Annotated in this window: 18 protein-coding genes and 1 pseudogene; 11 read left to right on the top strand and 8 right to left on the bottom strand. The window is 71.5% G+C overall.

Annotation, left to right across the window (positions count from 1 at the left end; translation table 11 throughout):
- The 3 genes from MXD61_RS08960 to MXD61_RS08950 all read left to right on the top strand — a co-directional run.
- Window positions 1-663 (top strand): glycosyl hydrolase (locus MXD61_RS08960; RefSeq protein ID WP_285223199.1); only part of this gene is annotated, 663 nt, incomplete at its 5' end.
- A 137-nt stretch (window positions 664-800) separates the two neighbouring features.
- Entirely contained in the window at window positions 801-2,039 is a 1,239-nt protein-coding gene (locus MXD61_RS08955; protein ID WP_248812372.1) for an epoxide hydrolase family protein, read from the top strand.
- A 452-nt stretch (window positions 2,040-2,491) separates the two neighbouring features.
- Window positions 2,492-4,303 carry a bifunctional 3-(3-hydroxy-phenyl)propionate/3-hydroxycinnamic acid hydroxylase gene (locus MXD61_RS08950; RefSeq protein ID WP_248812371.1) on the top strand — a complete coding sequence of 604 codons (1,812 nt, stop codon included), beginning with the start codon at window positions 2,492-2,494 and terminating at the stop codon, window positions 4,301-4,303.
- A gap of 330 nt (window positions 4,304-4,633) precedes the next feature.
- On the opposite strand, the gene MXD61_RS08945 is transcribed toward MXD61_RS08950, so the two are convergent.
- The 3 genes from MXD61_RS08945 to MXD61_RS08935 form a co-directional block, all read right to left on the bottom strand.
- Complete coding sequence (locus MXD61_RS08945; RefSeq protein ID WP_248812370.1) at window positions 4,634-4,948, bottom strand: tyrosine-type recombinase/integrase; 315 nt, start codon at window positions 4,946-4,948, stop codon at window positions 4,634-4,636.
- Between the two features lie 72 nt (window positions 4,949-5,020).
- The gene (locus MXD61_RS08940) at window positions 5,021-5,827 is read right to left on the bottom strand and encodes a methyltransferase domain-containing protein (RefSeq protein WP_248812369.1); all 807 of its coding nucleotides are present in this window, start codon (window positions 5,825-5,827) and stop codon (window positions 5,021-5,023) included.
- A 40-nt stretch (window positions 5,828-5,867) separates the two neighbouring features.
- The gene (locus tag MXD61_RS08935) at window positions 5,868-6,224 is read right to left on the bottom strand and encodes a hypothetical protein (protein WP_248812368.1); all 357 of its coding nucleotides are present in this window, start codon (window positions 6,222-6,224) and stop codon (window positions 5,868-5,870) included.
- A 164-nt stretch (window positions 6,225-6,388) separates the two neighbouring features.
- Between MXD61_RS08935 and MXD61_RS08930 the strand changes: the two genes are divergently transcribed.
- Window positions 6,389-7,042 carry a class I SAM-dependent methyltransferase gene (locus tag MXD61_RS08930; RefSeq protein ID WP_308222705.1) on the top strand — a complete coding sequence of 218 codons (654 nt, stop codon included), beginning with the start codon at window positions 6,389-6,391 and terminating at the stop codon, window positions 7,040-7,042.
- Window positions 7,043-7,130: 88 nt separating this feature from the next.
- Here the strand turns inward: MXD61_RS08930 and MXD61_RS08925 are convergent, their stop codons facing one another.
- The 3 genes from MXD61_RS08925 to MXD61_RS08915 form a co-directional block, all read right to left on the bottom strand.
- Window positions 7,131-7,730 carry a transposase gene (locus MXD61_RS08925; protein ID WP_248812366.1) on the bottom strand — a complete coding sequence of 200 codons (600 nt, stop codon included), beginning with the start codon at window positions 7,728-7,730 and terminating at the stop codon, window positions 7,131-7,133.
- The gene (locus MXD61_RS08920) at window positions 7,723-8,109 is read right to left on the bottom strand and encodes a hypothetical protein (RefSeq protein ID WP_248812365.1); all 387 of its coding nucleotides are present in this window, start codon (window positions 8,107-8,109) and stop codon (window positions 7,723-7,725) included. Before MXD61_RS08920 ends, MXD61_RS08925 begins: the two co-directional genes overlap by 8 nt.
- Window positions 8,110-8,268: 159 nt before the next feature.
- Window positions 8,269-8,805, bottom strand: coding sequence for a hypothetical protein (locus MXD61_RS08915; RefSeq protein ID WP_248812364.1), 537 nt, complete (start codon window positions 8,803-8,805; stop codon window positions 8,269-8,271).
- A gap of 561 nt (window positions 8,806-9,366) precedes the next feature.
- Here MXD61_RS08915 and MXD61_RS27960 point away from each other — a divergent pair.
- The 6 genes from MXD61_RS27960 (at window position 9,367) to MXD61_RS08880 (ending at window position 12,928) form a co-directional block, all read left to right on the top strand.
- On the top strand, window positions 9,367-9,897 hold the full coding sequence (locus MXD61_RS27960) for a DUF6668 family protein (RefSeq protein WP_285223198.1): 531 nt from the start codon (window positions 9,367-9,369) through the stop codon (window positions 9,895-9,897).
- Window positions 9,894-10,199: a hypothetical protein gene (locus tag MXD61_RS08900; RefSeq protein WP_248812362.1), complete on the top strand. Its 306-nt coding sequence runs from the start codon at window positions 9,894-9,896 to the stop codon at window positions 10,197-10,199. The genes MXD61_RS27960 and MXD61_RS08900 overlap by 4 nt, the downstream gene beginning before the upstream one ends.
- The gene (locus tag MXD61_RS08895) at window positions 10,196-10,900 is read left to right on the top strand and encodes a hypothetical protein (RefSeq protein ID WP_248812361.1); all 705 of its coding nucleotides are present in this window, start codon (window positions 10,196-10,198) and stop codon (window positions 10,898-10,900) included. Before MXD61_RS08900 ends, MXD61_RS08895 begins: the two co-directional genes overlap by 4 nt.
- Before the next feature lie 2 nt (window positions 10,901-10,902).
- Window positions 10,903-11,145, top strand: coding sequence for a hypothetical protein (locus MXD61_RS08890; protein WP_248812360.1), 243 nt, complete (start codon window positions 10,903-10,905; stop codon window positions 11,143-11,145).
- A 48-nt stretch (window positions 11,146-11,193) separates the two neighbouring features.
- Window positions 11,194-11,934, top strand: a complete 741-nt coding sequence (locus tag MXD61_RS08885) for a hypothetical protein (protein WP_248812359.1) — start codon at window positions 11,194-11,196, stop codon at window positions 11,932-11,934.
- Window positions 11,935-12,241: 307 nt separating this feature from the next.
- Window positions 12,242-12,928, top strand: coding sequence for a hypothetical protein (locus tag MXD61_RS08880; protein WP_248812358.1), 687 nt, complete (start codon window positions 12,242-12,244; stop codon window positions 12,926-12,928).
- Between the two features lie 510 nt (window positions 12,929-13,438).
- On the opposite strand, the pseudogene MXD61_RS08875 reads toward MXD61_RS08880, so the two are convergent.
- Both MXD61_RS08875 and MXD61_RS08870 read right to left on the bottom strand, forming a co-directional pair.
- Window positions 13,439-13,597: pseudogene (locus MXD61_RS08875) on the bottom strand (SAM-dependent methyltransferase); the annotation flags it as partial.
- A gap of 47 nt (window positions 13,598-13,644) precedes the next feature.
- Window positions 13,645-14,472 carry a class I SAM-dependent methyltransferase gene (locus MXD61_RS08870; protein ID WP_248812357.1) on the bottom strand — a complete coding sequence of 276 codons (828 nt, stop codon included), beginning with the start codon at window positions 14,470-14,472 and terminating at the stop codon, window positions 13,645-13,647.
- Window positions 14,473-14,911: 439 nt separating this feature from the next.
- Between MXD61_RS08870 and MXD61_RS08865 the strand changes: the two genes are divergently transcribed.
- The gene (locus MXD61_RS08865; protein WP_248812356.1) at window positions 14,912-16,363 is read left to right on the top strand and encodes a hypothetical protein; all 1,452 of its coding nucleotides are present in this window, start codon (window positions 14,912-14,914) and stop codon (window positions 16,361-16,363) included.
- Window positions 16,364-16,384: the final 21 nt, after the last annotated feature.

The following is a 16,384-nucleotide window of genomic DNA, read 5'->3' as shown; positions in this document are numbered from 1 at the left end:
GACTCCTACTGGCGCACCTTCGGCAACACCCTCAACACCACCGGGCGGCAGAACTCCATCATCCGCCTCGCCTGGGAGGCCAACGGCAACTGGTACGAGTGGTCCGCGACCGACGCCACGGCCTACATCAACTGCTGGCGCCACATCGTCACCGCGATCAGATCGACGACGACCCCGGACCCGTCCATCTCCTGGACCATCAACGCCCACTACTCCCAGAACCCACCGAGCCACAACCCGCTGGACATCTACCCCGGCGACGCATGGGTCGACGTTGTCGGTCTCGACAACTACGACAACTACCCCGCCTCGCGCACCTACGCCGATTTCACCTCGCAGGCGAACGCCCAGGGCGGTATCACCTGGCTCTACAACTTCGCCCGCAGCCATGGCAAGCAGTTCGGAGTCGGTGAATGGGGAGTCGCCTCGGGCGCCGGCGCGAACGGCGGAGGAGACAACCCCGATTTCATCAGCTGGATGTACGACTGGTTCCGCGCCAGGGCCGGCGGGGGGACGTTCCTCGACGAGATGTACTTCAACGTCTGCTCTCCGGGTAACGTCGGCTCGAACCTGAACGCCGCCCCGACCTCGACCTGCGTCTTCCTCAACCCCAAGTCCGCCGTGCGATACCGAGAACTGTGGAGCCGCAACATCGGCAAGTGACCTCGGCGGCGATGGTGCGGGATACAGCAGCCCCCGCACCATCGCCGCGCGGTCGGCGCGCGGGCGCTCGTCGTCGGCTCCCGGTGCCGACCGCCGGGGGCGGTGACCTCGTCACCTCGGGGGTCAAGAATGACGCCATGACCACCACCCCGCGTGCCTTTCCCCTGGAACCCACCCCGATCCACGTGTCCGACGACGTCCTCAAGGACCTGCGGGCCCGCCTCGCGCTGACGCGTGCGCCGGTGGACGAGGGGAACGAGGACTGGTCCTACGGCGTCCCGGCGAGCTGTCTGCGCGACCTGGTCGCCTACTGGCAGGGTGGCTACGACTGGCGCAGGGCCGAAGCCGCCCTCAACGCCTACGAGCACTACCAGGTGCACGTCGCCGGTGTTCCGGTGCACTTCCTACACAAACCCGGCCGGGGTCCCCGGCCGATTCCGCTGATCCTCACCCACGGCTGGCCGTGGACGTTCTGGCACTGGTCGAAGGTGATCGACCCGCTCGCCGACCCGGGCGCGTTCGGCGGCGACCCCGCCGACGCGTTCGACGTGATCGTGGCGTCCCTGCCCGGTTTCGGGTTCCCCGGCCCGCTCACCGGCTTTCCCGACATCAACTTCTGGAAGGTCGCCGACCTCTGGCACACCCTGATGACCGACACCCTGGGATACGAGAAGTACGCCGCCGGCGGCTGCGACATCGGCGCGCTCGTCACCAGCCAGCTCGGCCACAAGTACGCAGGCTCGCTGTACGGCATCCACATCGGCTCCGGGCTGCCACTGGATTTCTTCACCGGCCCCCGCGCCTGGGACTTCGCCCGCAACCGGCCCCTGTCCGACGACCAGCCCGCCGAGGTGCGCGCCCGCGTTCTCGAACAGGACCGCCGCTGGGCGTCGCATCTGGCCGTGCACTCCCTCGACGGCGCCACCCTGGCCCACGGCCTGGCCGACTCACCCGCCGGGCTGCTCGCCTGGCTGCTGGAACGCTGGAACGCCTGGAGCGACAACGGCGGCGACCTCGAGTCCGTGTTCACCCGGGACGACCTGCTCACCCACGCCACGATCTACTGGGTGAACAACGCCATCGCCACCTCGATGCGCTACTACGCCAACGCCAACCGTTATCCCTGGACCCCGTCACACGAGCGCACCCCGGCCGTGGAAGCCCCGGTCGGCCTCACCTTCGTCACCTACGAGAACCCGCCCGGCATCCACACCGCCCACGAGCGGATCCGGGCGTTCACCAGCGGCCCGCAGGCCGCCTGGTTCAACCATGTCAACGTCAACGCCCATGACCACGGCGGCCACTTCATCCCCTGGGAGAACCCCGACGCCTGGATCGGTGACCTGCGCCGCACCTTCCACGACCGCCGGGCCTGAACGACCCGACGGGCCCGTCTGGCGACGGTGCCGAGAGCTTCCCGTGTTCTCATGTGCGAGCCGATGCCACGGGCGCCGCGGCTGGCTCGCGGGAACGGTGCGGCGCCGCGGTCTCGCCAGACGCAGGGAACACGGGCAGGAGACCGGCCGTGGGAAGCTCGATCGCAGAACGTCCCGCCCGCGGTGTCCTGGGTGCTGTTGCGCCGCGGCCATCAGCGCTCGCCCGACGCCGCGTCTGCGCCGGTCGGCGCGGGTACCCAATGGTGGATCCCGCGCGCCACGTCAGGCCCCGCTCATCGGCGAGCCGGCGGTGGGCGGCGACAGCGAGCGCTCCCGGTTCACCGAGGGAAATCCGCCACGCAGCGCAGCCGAGCGTTGCATAACGCACCGAGATTTTCTACGTTCCGTCACGGGTCGGCTCGTAGAACGGTAATCGGAAGGGAAACGAACCTGTGGACGATGACGTCCAGGTGCTGATGCCCGTGCGGTCCGCACCCTCGCTGCCACCACCGCGGGTGGCCGGAGCGTCCGGCGATCCGGAGGTCGACGTGCTGATCGCGGGCTACGGGCCCGTCGGCGCGGTACTGGCAGCACTGCTCGGCGGACGCGGACTGTCGGTGGCCGTCGTCGAACCGCGCCACGAGCCCACGCCGCTGCCGCGTGCGGTGGGCGTCGACGAGGAGATCCTTCGCCTGCTCGTGCGGCTGCCGGGGCTGGCCGGCCTGCTCGACCACGTCCACGCCGGTGGGCGTCAGATGATCCTCGGTCCGGGCCGGCGGGTCCTGCTCGAGCTGGGTCTTGGCGAGAGCGACCTGGGCATGCCCGTCGCCGCCTTCTTCCACCAGCCCACCTTCGAACGGGATCTGCGCGCGGGCATCGCCACCCTGCCGACGGTCCAGGTCCATCGTGGCCGCGCCGTCACCGCCCTGCACCAGCCCCCCGCGGCCGGCCGGGACAACCCGGCCCACCACGAGGATGCCGTGACCGTCGAACTCGACGACGGTGCCCGGCTACGCGCCCGCTGGGTCGTCGGCTGCGACGGTGCCTCCAGCCCCGTGCGACGCATGCTCGGCATCGGCTACGGGGGAACGACCTTCGCGCAACGCTGGCTCGTCGTCGACGTCGCCACCCCGGCGCCGCTGGCGCACCTGCCCTATTTCGCGTTCAGCTGCGATCCGCAGCGCCCGTCGGTCACCATACCCACACCCGGAGGGCACCGGTGGGAGTGGATGCTGCTGCCCGACGAGGATCCGCAGCAGATGACGACACCCGCCAGCGTGCGCGCCCTGCTGCGTCCCTGGGTCGACCCGGACCAGGTCCAGATCACCCGCACGGCCGTGTTCACCTTCCAGGCCCGCACCGCCGATCGCTGGCGCCAGGGACACGTGCTGCTCGCCGGCGACGCGGCCCACAGCATGCCCCCTTTCAGCGGCCAGGGCCTGGGGGCGGGCATCCGCGACGCCGCCGCCCTGGCCTGGCGACTCGAGGAGATCCTGCGCGGCCTCGCCGGCGACGACCTGCTCGACGGCTACGAACGGGAACGACGCCGCCACGTCGAAACGGTGATCGCCGGAGCGCTGCGGATCGGCCGCCTCGTGCAGACGACCAACCCGACCCTGTCCCGGCTCACCCGCACGATCCTGTTCACCCTCGACCGCACCCCGGGTCTACGCCAGGCGTTGCGTGGCGGTGTCACCCATCAGCGTCCCCGCCTGCCCGGGCGGATCGCCGGTCCGCTGCCCGGTGCCGGCGTCGTGCTGCCCAACCCACGCCTGCGCACCCTCGACGGCCACCTCCGCCGGCTCGACGATCTCCTGACCGACGCGTGGACCCTGATCGGCCTGGGCGCCGACCCCGTCGCCGGACTGGATCCCATGGCACGTGCCTGGGCGGATCGGCGCGCCGCCACCACACTCGCCGTCGTGGCACCAGGTGATCTGCATATCCTCGCCGGGGTGACCTGTCCGGCACTCGAGGATCTGGACGGCACCCTGATACGCCTACTGACCCACTCCCACCCACATCACGCGGGCCACGCGAGTGGCCTGGGTCACCTGGGTCACCTGGGCCGCGGGAGGCCGGGCACAGGCAGCGCCCCCAGGCCACCACGGGTCAGCGCGACGCGGGTCGCCGTCGTGCGACCCGACCGCTTCCTGCTGGGCGTCTTCTCGACGCCACCACGAGGAATCGATCTTCCGGGCTTCGCCGATTCCCCGGCCGCGCAGACCAGCCCCGTCCCGATCCTGCTCAGATCGATCAGATAGACCGAGCGGCCGAACCCCTCGGCTGATATGACACACCGTGACCAGCGTAGCTCCGTTGGTCGAGACAGTCTCGGGCGTATCGATCAGGGGGGAGGACGAGCCGCTCGACGACCTCGTGCTGCTGCGGCTGTCGCCGGTCCGGCTGAAGCTGGGGTCCGAGGAGGATCCGTGCAGCCGTTGGCGGTAGCGATGATCTAGTTGGCGTCAGTCGTCGAGGCGGCGAAGCATGTTCGCGAGCAGGATGACGGCGTCAGCGGCGATGCAGGCGTCGCGTCGGGTGGGGGTCGCCGGAGTATCCGCCGAGAATCGGGCGGATATGGCTGGCGGTGGTTACAGGTTCTCGACCCAGCTGGCGGCGACGTCGTTGGGCGGGTTGGTGTAGAGCCGCAGGTAGCGGTCGTTGGCGTGCCCGAGTCGGCGCTCGAGCTCGGCGCGGTTGTGCCCGGACTCCCGCAACAGTTGGTAGCCGAACGTGTGCCGCAGGTCGTGCGGGCGTAGGACGCCAAGCCGCCGCTCGGCGTCGGTGACCTCCAGATCGTGGATCCGGCCGATCTCCCCAATGGCGGATTCAGGCGGTGATCGCAACAGGCGGGAGGCCGAGTGTTGCGACGAGGTTATCGAGCAGCTCTTGAGTTCTGGCCCCACTTGTGGATCTTCGCGGATGGGTTAAGGAACGTGTTTTGGCCCCACCTGGCGGTGACGGTGCGTGTTCGTCGGTCAGGTGGGTCGGGAGGCTGTCACGACGAAGGCTGTTTCGCTGAAGAGGAAGTCCCCGGTGGTTTCCGCGGCGTGCAGCTGGTCCAGCCAGGCATCGGTCTCCTTGGTGGTGACGTGTCCCAGGCCGCGTTCGGTGCTGCGCCGCACGGCGGTGTGGACTTCCCGTAGGCGCAGGTCCATCGCCTCGGGGAGCGTCGCGACGACTGTGGTGTGAGCGTGTACGGCTTCCAGGTGCAGCGGGCTGCGGCGGATGAGGCCGGGCAGGCGGCGGCCGGTCTGCGGGTCGGCGGCTGCCATGTGCTGGTAGGGGACCGGTAGTTCCGCGTAGGTGAGCAGGACGCGGCGGGCGAGGTCACGGTCGTCGACCGTCACGGCGATCGTCTCGAAGTCGGTGTGGCCGAGCACCGCCCGCCCGCCTGGTCGCAGCACCCGGGCGATGTCGGCGACCAGCGCGGCCGGTTCGGTCAGACACTCGAGGGTGTTGTGGGAGACCACGACGTCGATGCCGGCGTCGGGCAGTGGCAGTGGGTCGGCCAGGTCATGGCGGACGATCCGTGCCTCGGGAAGGCGCAGGGCCAGCTGGGCCAGCGCGGACTCGTCCACGTCCAGCGCGGTCAGCGCACTGTCGGGGCTTCGGCGTGCGATCTCGGCGAGGGTGGGGCCTTTCCCCGCGCCGAGATCGACGACGGTGCCCGCGGTGCCCTCGAGCGCCAGATCCGCCAGCAGCTCATGGATCGACGAGGTCGCGCGGACCGCTTCCCGTGACGTCCCGGATCGGGGTTCGAGGTCCTCGCGGGCGCCCGTCACCTGTTGCCACCGGTCAGGAAGATCGGCTATGTCGACGGGGCTACGCCGACGGACCGGGCTGCTTCGTCACGGCTGCGGCGAGCTGCTCAACGTCTACCCGCGACGTGGTGTCCACGCGGATCACTGGGCCGATTCCCAGCGGCTGCGGATCGGCGGCCCAGACAGCCCATGAGCGGCTCAGGTGACGAGCGTCCTCGTAGACGGCATGTCGGCGTCGTGCTTTGTAGCGCTGCCGAGCCACCGCGGGCGGGACGTCGCACCAGACCTCAGTTACCGGAGGGTGTCCGCAGCGGGCCAACCCTTCGACCGCGAACTCCAGATCTCGGGGGCGGAACCACCAGGAATCCAGCAGCGCGTGACCGTCCATGGCCGCGGCGACGGACCACAGCACGTCCATCGCGATCGCTCCGAGCCTGGCCGCGGGCACCGCATCGCCGACGATTCCGCAGCTCGGCCGCCAAGGCTGCGGCAAGCGTGCTCTTGCCGGACCCGGGAAGGCAGTTGATGAGGATCACCCCAGTCGGCATGTGGCCATGATCGCAAGGCGGCTGTCGTGCCGCGCTGGCAGCCTGCCCAACACGCGGCCTGGCCGCGCTGGGCTGCCCGGTGACCGCCGTCGAACCCGGCGCGGAGATGGCCACACTCGCCCGCCGGCGACTCACCGCCGTCCGTACGGTCGAGGTCGAGACGTCGAGGTTCGAGGACTGGGAGGACCGCGGTCGGCGTTTCGATGTCCTGGTAGCCGCGTCGTCGTGGCACTGGGTCGACCCGTCGATCGGCTGGCGGCGCGCGCACGAGGTGCTCCGGCCCGGAGGGTGGATGGCGCTGCTCGGCCACATCGTCGTCCGTCGCCTGGGGGAGCCGGAGGTGTACGCCGAGACCGCCGACCTGCACGAACGGCTGTCCCCCGGGAACCCCGATTGGGGGCATCCGCCGCTGGAAGACGACGTGCGCACCACCGAGGGCTGGGGACTGGCCCACGATCCCGGCGCGATGTTCGGCCCGACGACCGTACGCTGGTACCCGACCGTCCAGTGGTTCGACGGGGCCGGCTTCGCCGACCTTCTCCGCACGCACTCGATCTATCGAAAGCTCGACCACGACGTCCGCGAGACCCTGCTCGACGCCATCGCCGAACGCATCCGCACCCGGATGGGCGACCGAGCACCACGCCGCTACCTGACCGTCCTGCGTGCCGCGCAACGCGCCGAGTAGGCCCATGGACTGGGACACCTACGTCGGGATCGACGGGCCTGTCGGGATGTTGGGCTCGGCCGGCTGTCGCGGTCGCGGCCTGACGTGGTCAGAACAGGGTGTCGAGGACGCGTAGTGGCCGGTAACCGGTCGGCCCGAGCTGCGCCAGTTCGCCCTCGATGTCCACCTCGATCGCGCCGAAGAAGTTGATGTTCCCGCTGTGAGCGGGAGAGATGTGCATGAGCACCTCGTCGTCGACGCGCCGGCCAGCCGCGCGCATCGAGTCAACCGCGAGACCGTAGTACCCGGTTGTCCAGGCCACCACGGCGTTGGTGACCAGGGTCAGGCACCACGCCTGTTCGGTCTGGGCTTCGAGGTGGCGGGCGCGGATGGTGCCCTCGTGGGCGTAGAGCAGATCCCGCTTCAACGCGTGCAGCGACTCGCCCTTGTTGAGCTGCCGGGAGATCTTGCGCCGGTACGCCGGGTCGGACAAGTAGCGGGCTGCGTAGATCGTGCGCCGCAGAGCCCCGTATTCCTTTGGTGCGCCGCCGGCCTGCTGTTCGATGTCCTGGATGGCGAGAGCGCTCTCGCCGAGGGTGTACAGGGTCTCGATGTCCGGGGTGAGGCCGGCGGCGGGTTGCTGGCGCCGCTGGTGGATGGCGGCGGTGGCCAGGCTGGTCGCGCCGTAGGTCAGCGGGCCCTCAGCCATCGAGGCTCGCCCGGGCGAGTTGCAGGTATCCGGCCGCCCGCGCGCACGCCAACGCCGCCGCGGTCGGTGCCGCGCCGGTCAGGTGCGCCAAGGCGTCCGCGGCCGTGTCCAGCAGCGGACGCAGCTGGGCTGTCTGCACCTGCTGCCCCGCCGCGAGGCCGCTTGCGACCGGGGGGACCGTGATGCCGGCGGCCTCGAGCTCGGCGATGGCCTGGTCGAGGTCGACCAGTGCGCTGTGCACCGCGATGTCCCGCGACGCCGGCGGGCACAGCATGCCGGCGGCCGCGAACACCAGGCGGTCCATCACCGCGTCCAACGCGGCGACCCGCTGGTGGACGCGCAGGTCCGCCGCGGCCTGCCATCCCTTCACCTCGATCATGAGGGTCTCCTCGTGTCAGGGCCGGGTGGCCCTCGTCGCGAGGGCCAGGACCGCGGCCGGTGCGGGTGGACGGTACCGACACGAAGCGGCTGGTGACCATCATCTGAGGGCAGGCTGTGGAAAACCGGCGGGTCCAAGCGGTTATCCCCCGCCGCGGGGTCAGGCATACGGCCTGGGTGTGAAGGTGGACGCGGCGGGCGGTGAGGACCGCGGTGCCCCTTCTCGTGTGGGGATCGTCAGCTCGTCTCCGCCTTCCCGCGCCGCCGGCGGCACGGGTCGCGCGGTGTCGGCGGCGGCTTTGAGCCGGCTGTAGATCTCCGCGGCCAGGGCCTGGGTGTGGCGAGGTTCGTGGTGACGCCGGAAGGTGTCACCGGCGACGTTGAAGTAGGTTCCGGCGCGTTCTCGGCGTTCGGTGAGGTTCAGCGTGATCCGGCGGCCGGCGGGTGGCGCCTCGAGGTCGAGCAGCGCCCGCAGCACGTCGCAGTGCGGGGAACGCAGCGAGGCGACAGCGGACACGAGGAGCCGATGTGCCCGCTGCGCCCGGTACACCGGATGCTCCCCGTCCCCGTGGGGGCGCCCCGGGGCGAGCAGGTCCAGCAGCTCGGGCTGGTCGAGCAGGTCGGTGGGCAAAGCGATCCCCGGCCGGTAGGCGCGGGCCAGCAGACGGCCGAGGCGTGCGGGGTCAAGGTCGCTCATGCGGCGCTCTCCTGAGGGCGAGCTCATACGGGCGGGATAACGCTGCCCGGACCTGATGGTGGCAGCCAGCGGCCGGCGGTGTTGCCGGGTTCCCGCCAGGTTGACGCCGGGTTGTGTGCCCGGACCGCCAGCACCACGACCAGCAGCTGACCGGTGCCGGGTCTCCGCCGGGAACACGCCGCCTGGGGTGCGGGACATCCGACGGGATAGCGCCGGGTTCGTGGACTGCACGGTCGCCCTCGGGCGTGGAAACCTCCGAGGGCTGGTCCGGCCCCCGCGGTGGACGCCGGCGAGCTGGGTCCTGGTCCGCGGGTTCCGCGCCTCGGGACGGCCGGCGTGCGGGGCCACAGCGCATCGCGCGTCACCAGCACGCCACATCCACAAATTCGTCTAAATGGGTTGACGTGTAGACGCTGTGTGGTCAAGCGTATGCAAGTGCAGGCGATGCGTGCACGGATCATCTCTACGGGCGACGGAGACGGGAGCGAGATCGTGGTGATGGCTCCCCACAGTGACAGAACTGCTGACTCCTGGTCGCATCAGGTCGCTGACAGTGACTATGTGCTGGTGTCGCCTGCGGGTGGGGGTGTGCCGTTCGTGCCGGCCACGGGTGGGGTGGTGGCGCGGGTCAGGGGGGATCTGGTGGCGGCGGCGGGGGCCGCGGGTGGGGTGGGGGTGTCGACGCTGGTGGGTCTGCTCTCGCCACGGCCGGTGATGGATCTGGCGGTGACCCGGGACTGGGCCGGTTACCGGGCGCGCTGGGGGGCGGTGCCACTGGTGCTGGTGGCCCGGGGGACGGCGGCGGGGCTGCGCGCCGCGGTGGACCGGGTGGGCGGCGCGGTCGAGGCGGGGGTCGCGGTCGCCGCGCTGGTGGTGGTAGCCGACGGGCCGTGGCCGGTACCACGCGCGGTCCGCGGCCGGATACGGCTGTTGGCCGACTACGTGGACGCGGTGGTGCGCGTGCCGTATGTGCCGGCCTGGCGATATGTCGATGATCCACTGGAGGTCGCCGCGGTGCCGCGGAAGGTCACGGACGCGCTGGCGGCCCTGGACCGGGCGCTGGACGGGCGCCAGAACAGGAGACGGGGATGAATACGTTCAGCGGACTGGTGTTCCAGGCGAGTTGGCGGCTGATCGTGGCGGTGACCGTGCCGGAGCCAGGAGGAGATCCCCCCGAGAAGGTGCAGGAGAAGGTGAAGTTGTTCCTGGGCTGGTTGCGGTACGGCGGGATGGCCGCCGGGGTCGGCGGGCTGATCGTCTGCGGGGCGATGATGGCGGCCGGCCAGCGTAACCGGCATTCACTGAGCGCGGACGGCGCGGCCGGGGTGCCGTGGGCGCTGGCCGGAGTGTCGCCGGTGATCCTGGCGTCGTCGATCGTGACGCAGTTCGCATGAGCCGCCGAGCCGGGTTGGTGATGGGCGGCCTGCTGGTGGCGGTGCTGCTGGTGGCGGTCGGAGTCCTGCTCGGGCGCAGCGGAAGCACGAGCGGCAGCCAAGCCGCGCCCGCGCCGGCCACGTCGAGCCGGGCAGGATCGGGCAGCTCACCGCCGGCGTCGTGGGTCGACGACTACTCGTTCTACGAGATCCCCGGCGGGCAGCGGGTGCCGCGCTCGGCGTCGGCGGGCCCGTTCCACCTTACCGAGCGGGGGACATTGGCGACCGGGTTCGCGCATTCCCCGCAGGGCGCAGTGATGGCCACGATGAATATCGTGGCCAGGACCAACTGGGATCTCGGCGAGCCGATGTGGGAGCCAACGATCAATAACCAGGTAATCGGCACCTGGAAGACGCAGATGATGAAGAACGCGCGTCGCTACGGCCGCCCCGACCTTCCTCCCCCGGGACAGCTGGTACCTACCGCCGTGGGGCACGTCGCTGGATTTCAGCTTGTTTCCTATTCCCCCGAGGTGGCCCAGGTGCGATGGCTGGCGAGTAATGTTGGCGACGGTGGCAGCCAAGAGTACGCGGCGGCATCAGGCGAGGTGCACTGGATCGACGGGGACTGGCGGCTTGTTGCGCCTCCGAACGGCTCCTGGGGAGGCACCGGGGAGACGGTTCCAGGCACTGCTGGATTCATCCTTCTACCAGGCTACTGATCATGCCTTCAATTCCGCTGACCTGCGGTGGTGGATTCGTCGTCGGCTGCATCCACAAGGAAGCGAAAGATGCGGCCGAGAGTATTTTCGACGGTGCGTTTGATGCGATAGCAAAAAAGACCATCGAGGTAGAAACGTGGATACTTAAGACGACGCTTACCTGGTGGGTTGACTCGCCATTTCAGCTGAATCTTCAGTCGAACCATTCGGTCGTCGACAAGATGCACGAATATCTGATGTACTAAATCGATACCGCGCTGTCGGCCGGAACCCTGCAGATCCGGGACGTCACGGTGCGGACCTGCGCCCGCTGCGGCCACCTGGTCGGCACCCTCGACCGGCCCTGCCGCGCCTGCGGCCACCCGCGCACCCGCCCCGCCCACGACCGCCACCTGATCACCCAGCGCCCGTCGGCGGCGCGCCTGCTGGCCGCAGGCGACGTCCACGGCCGCCTCGCCGCGCACCTGCGCGGCATCGCCGGCCACGTCCCGGCCACGCTCCTGCTCTCACGCAGCCGCGACCGCGGCCTCGACCTCGGCCCGATCGGCCTACCCGGCCTCGTGCTGGATCCCCGCGCGGGACTGCACGTCACGGCCCTGGCCGCCGGCCGCACCCGGGGCGCCGCACACGTCGTGATGGTCACCACCACCAACGCCGCCGCGAACATCGCGGCCTACGGCTGGCCGTTGCGTGCCCATGAGGGCACCCGCCTGCTCTACACTCTGCACGCCCGTATCCCCTACGAGCACCTCGACAGCCAGCTGGACGTCCCGGACCGGGACCTGTTCGCGACCTGGTTCCTGCCCCTGGCCAGCTGGCAGACCCGCCAGGCCATCCCCGCCGGCGAGCTACCCGCGCTGGCGCGGCGCTTTCACCGGGCCTGGCGCGCGGCGCACCCCGCACCGCCGCCGGCCGTTCTGGACCAGCTCCGCACCCGGATCCTCGCCGGGGACAGCCGCTGGGTGAGCGAGAAGGCGCCGCTGGCCGCCGCCCTGACCACTGCCCGTCCCCCGGACGTCGCCACGGTGGCGTGACCGTGGCGACTCAGGCGGCGAGGTGGCCGGTGAGGTTGTTGTGGGCGCGGTTGTACCGCTGGGTGGCCTGCCGGTAGTGAGCAGCACGAAAACAACGCCACGGAGGTGACCTTGGTGAGTGTGGCGGCCATGTTGGCTGGCGGTGCGGCGTTTCGGTCCGCCCAGGCTCGGGTGAGGCGACACTGGGTGCATGTCTGATGACCATGTGTGTCTCGGTTTTGCCGGGTCCCGGGGTGAGGATCCGCAGTTTCCGGTGTCGTATCAGCGTGATCCGTGGTGCTGGTCGCCGCAGGTGGGGTTTCACCGGGTGAGCCGGCCGACGGTGGGGGTGCGCCTGGGGACCCGGATCGGTGGGCCGTTCGTGGGCCAGGATTGGCTCCGCGCGCACCAGGCGCTGCGGTTGGGCCTGGGGCTCGGGACGTCGAACGCGGGGGGCGCCGCTGGGGAGGGGGTCAGTGCGCTGGTGACCCGGTTCGTGGAAATCGGCGAGTCGGTGGTGTTCCCGGACGCCGGCGTCGTCGCCTGGTACGGCCACACCACCGCCTGCCATCGGCAGCTGGGCGGCGTCGACCATGAGGAGCCGCATCTGGGTCTGCACCGGGCGGTGTTCGGCGAGGCATATCGGCTGATGGGGCCGGTGGATCCGGACCTGCTCGGCCCGTGGGCGGAGCCGCTGCGGGTGGCGGCCGCCGGCGAGGCGGTCAGCCCGCAGACGGTGGCATGGGCAGAGGCCACCGAGCGTGCCGGTGAGACGGCGGGACTGCGGGCGGGAGGGGATGTGCGGTCGGCGGCGTGGCGGGACTCCGTCGCCGGCGGGGTGTTCGAGGCGCTGCACGCCGGCCGGCACGCCGGCGCGAGCCGGCCGCTGGTGCGTCTGTTCACGCTGACTCGCCCGGACGCCGAGCAGGCCGCCCGCTGGTTGCGAGGAGTCGGGGAGGCGATCGCCCGCGAGGTCGCCGCGGCGCAGGCAGCAGTGGTCCCGGCGGGGGGCTGAGCGGGGCCGCGTAGCGTCCGGCGGCGGGTGGGCAGGCACCGGCGGGTCGGGGGTGGGGTCGCCCTGCGCGGTCGGGTCTTCCCGCTTCCGGTAGGTCAGAGACGACGGTCGCGGGCGGCAGCTGCGGCGGTGCGAATATGGGTCCGACGCTGTTCCTCGTTCCCCACGAGGGTGCGTGTCACCTCGCCGGTCAGATGCTGCCGGGTGGGCCTCAGGATCCGCTGCCAGCGGGTCAGGCGGCGAGGTGGCCGGCGAGAGCGTAGGCGGGGTGGCGGTCGAGGTCGTCGCGGGCGCGGTGGTAGGGCTGGGCGGGCGTGGCCGCCGACGTCCTGGACCTCGTGCAGGGACATGCCGGCATCCAACGCGAAGGTGACGAAAGTGTGCCGCAGCGATTAGGTCCAGCTGGTTGGGGTTGACGACACCGGCCGCAGCATGCGGTACGCCCACCCTCCCGAACTCTGCGCCGGCTACAGGTTCCCGACGGCGAGACGCACTCCGCGTCGCGACCGTTCAGGGTTTCCGGCCGAGCGCGCCGTACATGCTGACCTGGCCATCGGTGAGCTCCGTGGTCACGGCGGCGTCGGGTCGCCAGCGGTGCGCGACGACGACGCCCGGGTCCACCAGCTCGAGGCCGTCGAAGAAGCGGATGGCCTCGCGGTGGGAGCGGCCGCGCCCGGGGCTCGACGGGGCGGACTTCCATCAGACGCCGAGGGTCGTCAGCCAGTGGAAGCAGGGCGTGCAGGCGTAGGGGTACGGGTACCCAGGACGAACTCGAAGCGGTCGGAGAACCGCAGCCACGGGCCGGGGTGCGCCGCGGCTATCGCGACGACGCCGGCGTCGAGTTCAGCATCGGTGAAGGTGGCCAGCACGGACATGTACCGGCCGCGGACCATGCTCAGATAGCGGTCGACGGCGATCTGGCGGGGGAACTCCTGCTGCCAGCGACGGGTGGCCAGGCCGGCGGCGCGCAGGTCGTCGACAACCGTTTCGGGATCGGGTTGCCGCGCGGCGAAGCGGTCGAGTGCGGCAGGGAACAGCGGATAGTCGATCCGGGTCGGCAGCATCACCACGAGCAGTCGTCCGCCAGGGGCGAGCAGTGCGGCAAGCCCAGCCAGCACCGCGGCGCGCTGGGATGCTGGGACGTGATGGATCGCCTCTTTGATCAGGATGGCGTCGAGGGATCCGGGTGGCAGTCGCGCCCCGGGCGGGGCCGGGTCGACGCCGGCGAGCTGCTCGGCCGACGCGCACACCGCCCGCAGGGCGGGATCGGCCGGTAACTCGGCGAGCATCGCCGGGGACGGGTCCACGCAGAGCACCGCCGCCCGCGGGCGTAGCCGCACGGCGAGCCGGCGGGCGTACAGCCCGGTACCGCAGCCGACATCGGCGATCCGATCTGCGCCACCCAGGCGGCCTGCTGCCACGATCGCCGTGACCAGTTCCTCGACCGGACTGTCCGCCCACGCCTGGTCGTAGCGGCCGGCGAGCGCCGCGTAGCGCGCAGCGGCCTGCTCCGGTGGGTCCGGGTGGGCGCATGGCTCACTCATCGCGGGTTGGCGTCGCTCGTACCCCGTCGCATTCCCTCGATGCTGCACGGTCCACCCATCGCGGTCCACCCATCGCGGCCACCCGGGTGGAGACCTCGTGCAGGAGGTGGGGCCGGAAACCGGGGCTGAGGACGAACCCTTTACGTGACGTGAGGAACGGGGACTACCCGGATCAGAAGGGGTGCTCCGGGAGCCAGCTACCAAGCGGCTTCCACCCTTACTGCTCGGCAAGCAGGGTGGTCTGATTTCCAGACCCCCATGCCACTAGCGCTCGATAACCCTCCCTTCTCGCGCGTCAGCGGTGCGGCGACACGCCGGGCCGTTCCGTTTCGTTTACGTATCGTTCCGCAACGATACGTTGTTATGTATCACCCTACGAGCCGATACATAATGACGTTTGGTAGGGTGGGGGACGTCGGATGAAGGAAGGGGACGTGGGATGAGTCGGGTACCCAGAACGCCGCGCCAACGTGAGGAACCGTCGGAGTCGGAGCCGGACGGGCCGTGGGAACCGGGCGGGCCGTTCCGTCCACCGACGCCCCGTCCCGCCGTCGAACCTCCGCCCGTCGAACCTCCGCCCGGCGCACCCCCCGCGGTCACACCGCCGCGCGACCAGGCCGACAGCCCTGCCGGCGGTGCGTCCCTCGACGCAGCGCCCGGCGACCGGGTGGGTTCCGTCACGGGAGCCGAAACCGACCCCCCAGCGGCGGCACCGGCCGCGACGGTGCGGTGCGGATTCCCCGGCTGCACCCGTCCCCCCGCCCCGGCGGACGGGCCGGGGCGTCCCCCGGCCTACTGCGACGATCCGGCGCACACCCGGCTTTCGGCCTACCGCCGCCGCCGCGACCTCGCCGCCCGTCCCGCCGCCGCCGGGACGCATCCCACCCGGCTTTCCGGCGGTGACCACGGCGATCCCGCCGTCGGCGCCGCCCGCACCCTGGTCGCGGGTCGGGCCCGTGCCGAGGACCTCGCCGCCCGGATGCAGACCCTCGCCACCGACCTCGCCACCGCCCTGGACGCCTTCGCCCGGCAGATGTCCGCCCTCGGGGACGTCGCCGCCGCCGAGGCCCAGGTCGAGGCCGCCGAGGCGGAGGCCGCGGAACGGGTCGCCGAGGCCGTCGCCCGCGCCGTGCGCGCCGACCAGACCGCCCGCGCCGCAACGACCGCCCGCGCCGACGCCGACGCGGTGGCCGCCGACGCCGTGAGTGCCCTCGAGGACGCCGAACACCGCCTGGCCACCGCCGCCGGCCAGGTCGCCGCCGCGGAAGCCGCCGCCCACACCGCCCGCGCCGACGCCGACGTGGCCATCGCCGCCGCCGCCGAGCGGGCCCGCGCCGACACCGACGCCGCCCGCGCCGACGCCGACACCCGTATCACCCGCGCCCACGCCGACGCCGACGCCCGGGTCGCCGACGCCGTCGCCGCCCGTGACCAGGCCGCGGCCGAGCTCACCCAGCTGCGCCGCGACGCCGACCGCGACGCCCGCGCCACCGCCGAGCTACGCGCCGAACGCGACGCGCTGCGCGAGGACGTCCGCACCGAACGCGCCGAGGCGCTGCGGGGACGTCAGGCCGCCGACGCCGAGGCCGCCCGTGCCCGCGCCGACGCCGACGCCGCCCTGCAGCGCCACCGCGAGCAGGCCGCCGCCGACCTGGACCGCGCCACCACCACCGCCGCCGCCGACCTCGCCCGTCTGCGCGCCGAGTACGAGGCCCGCCTGGACGCCGAACGCCAGGCCACCGCCGAACGCCTCACCGTGCTCGCCGACGCCCGCGCCGAGGCCCGTCTGCGTGCCGAACGCGCCGAACGCCAGACCGACGACCTCACCGCCGAACTGCGCACCCTGCGCGCCACCACCAGCCCGGTTTCGCGCTCCTCCGCAGATGACTGACCGTTGACGAAGGGTGCGGAC

The organism is Frankia sp. AgPm24 (assembly GCF_023243055.1).
Lineage (GTDB): Bacteria > Actinomycetota > Actinomycetes > Frankiales > Frankiaceae > Frankia > Frankia umida.
The sequence above is the reverse complement of the archived record's forward strand: the minus strand, read 5'-3'. Positions and strand labels throughout refer to the sequence as shown.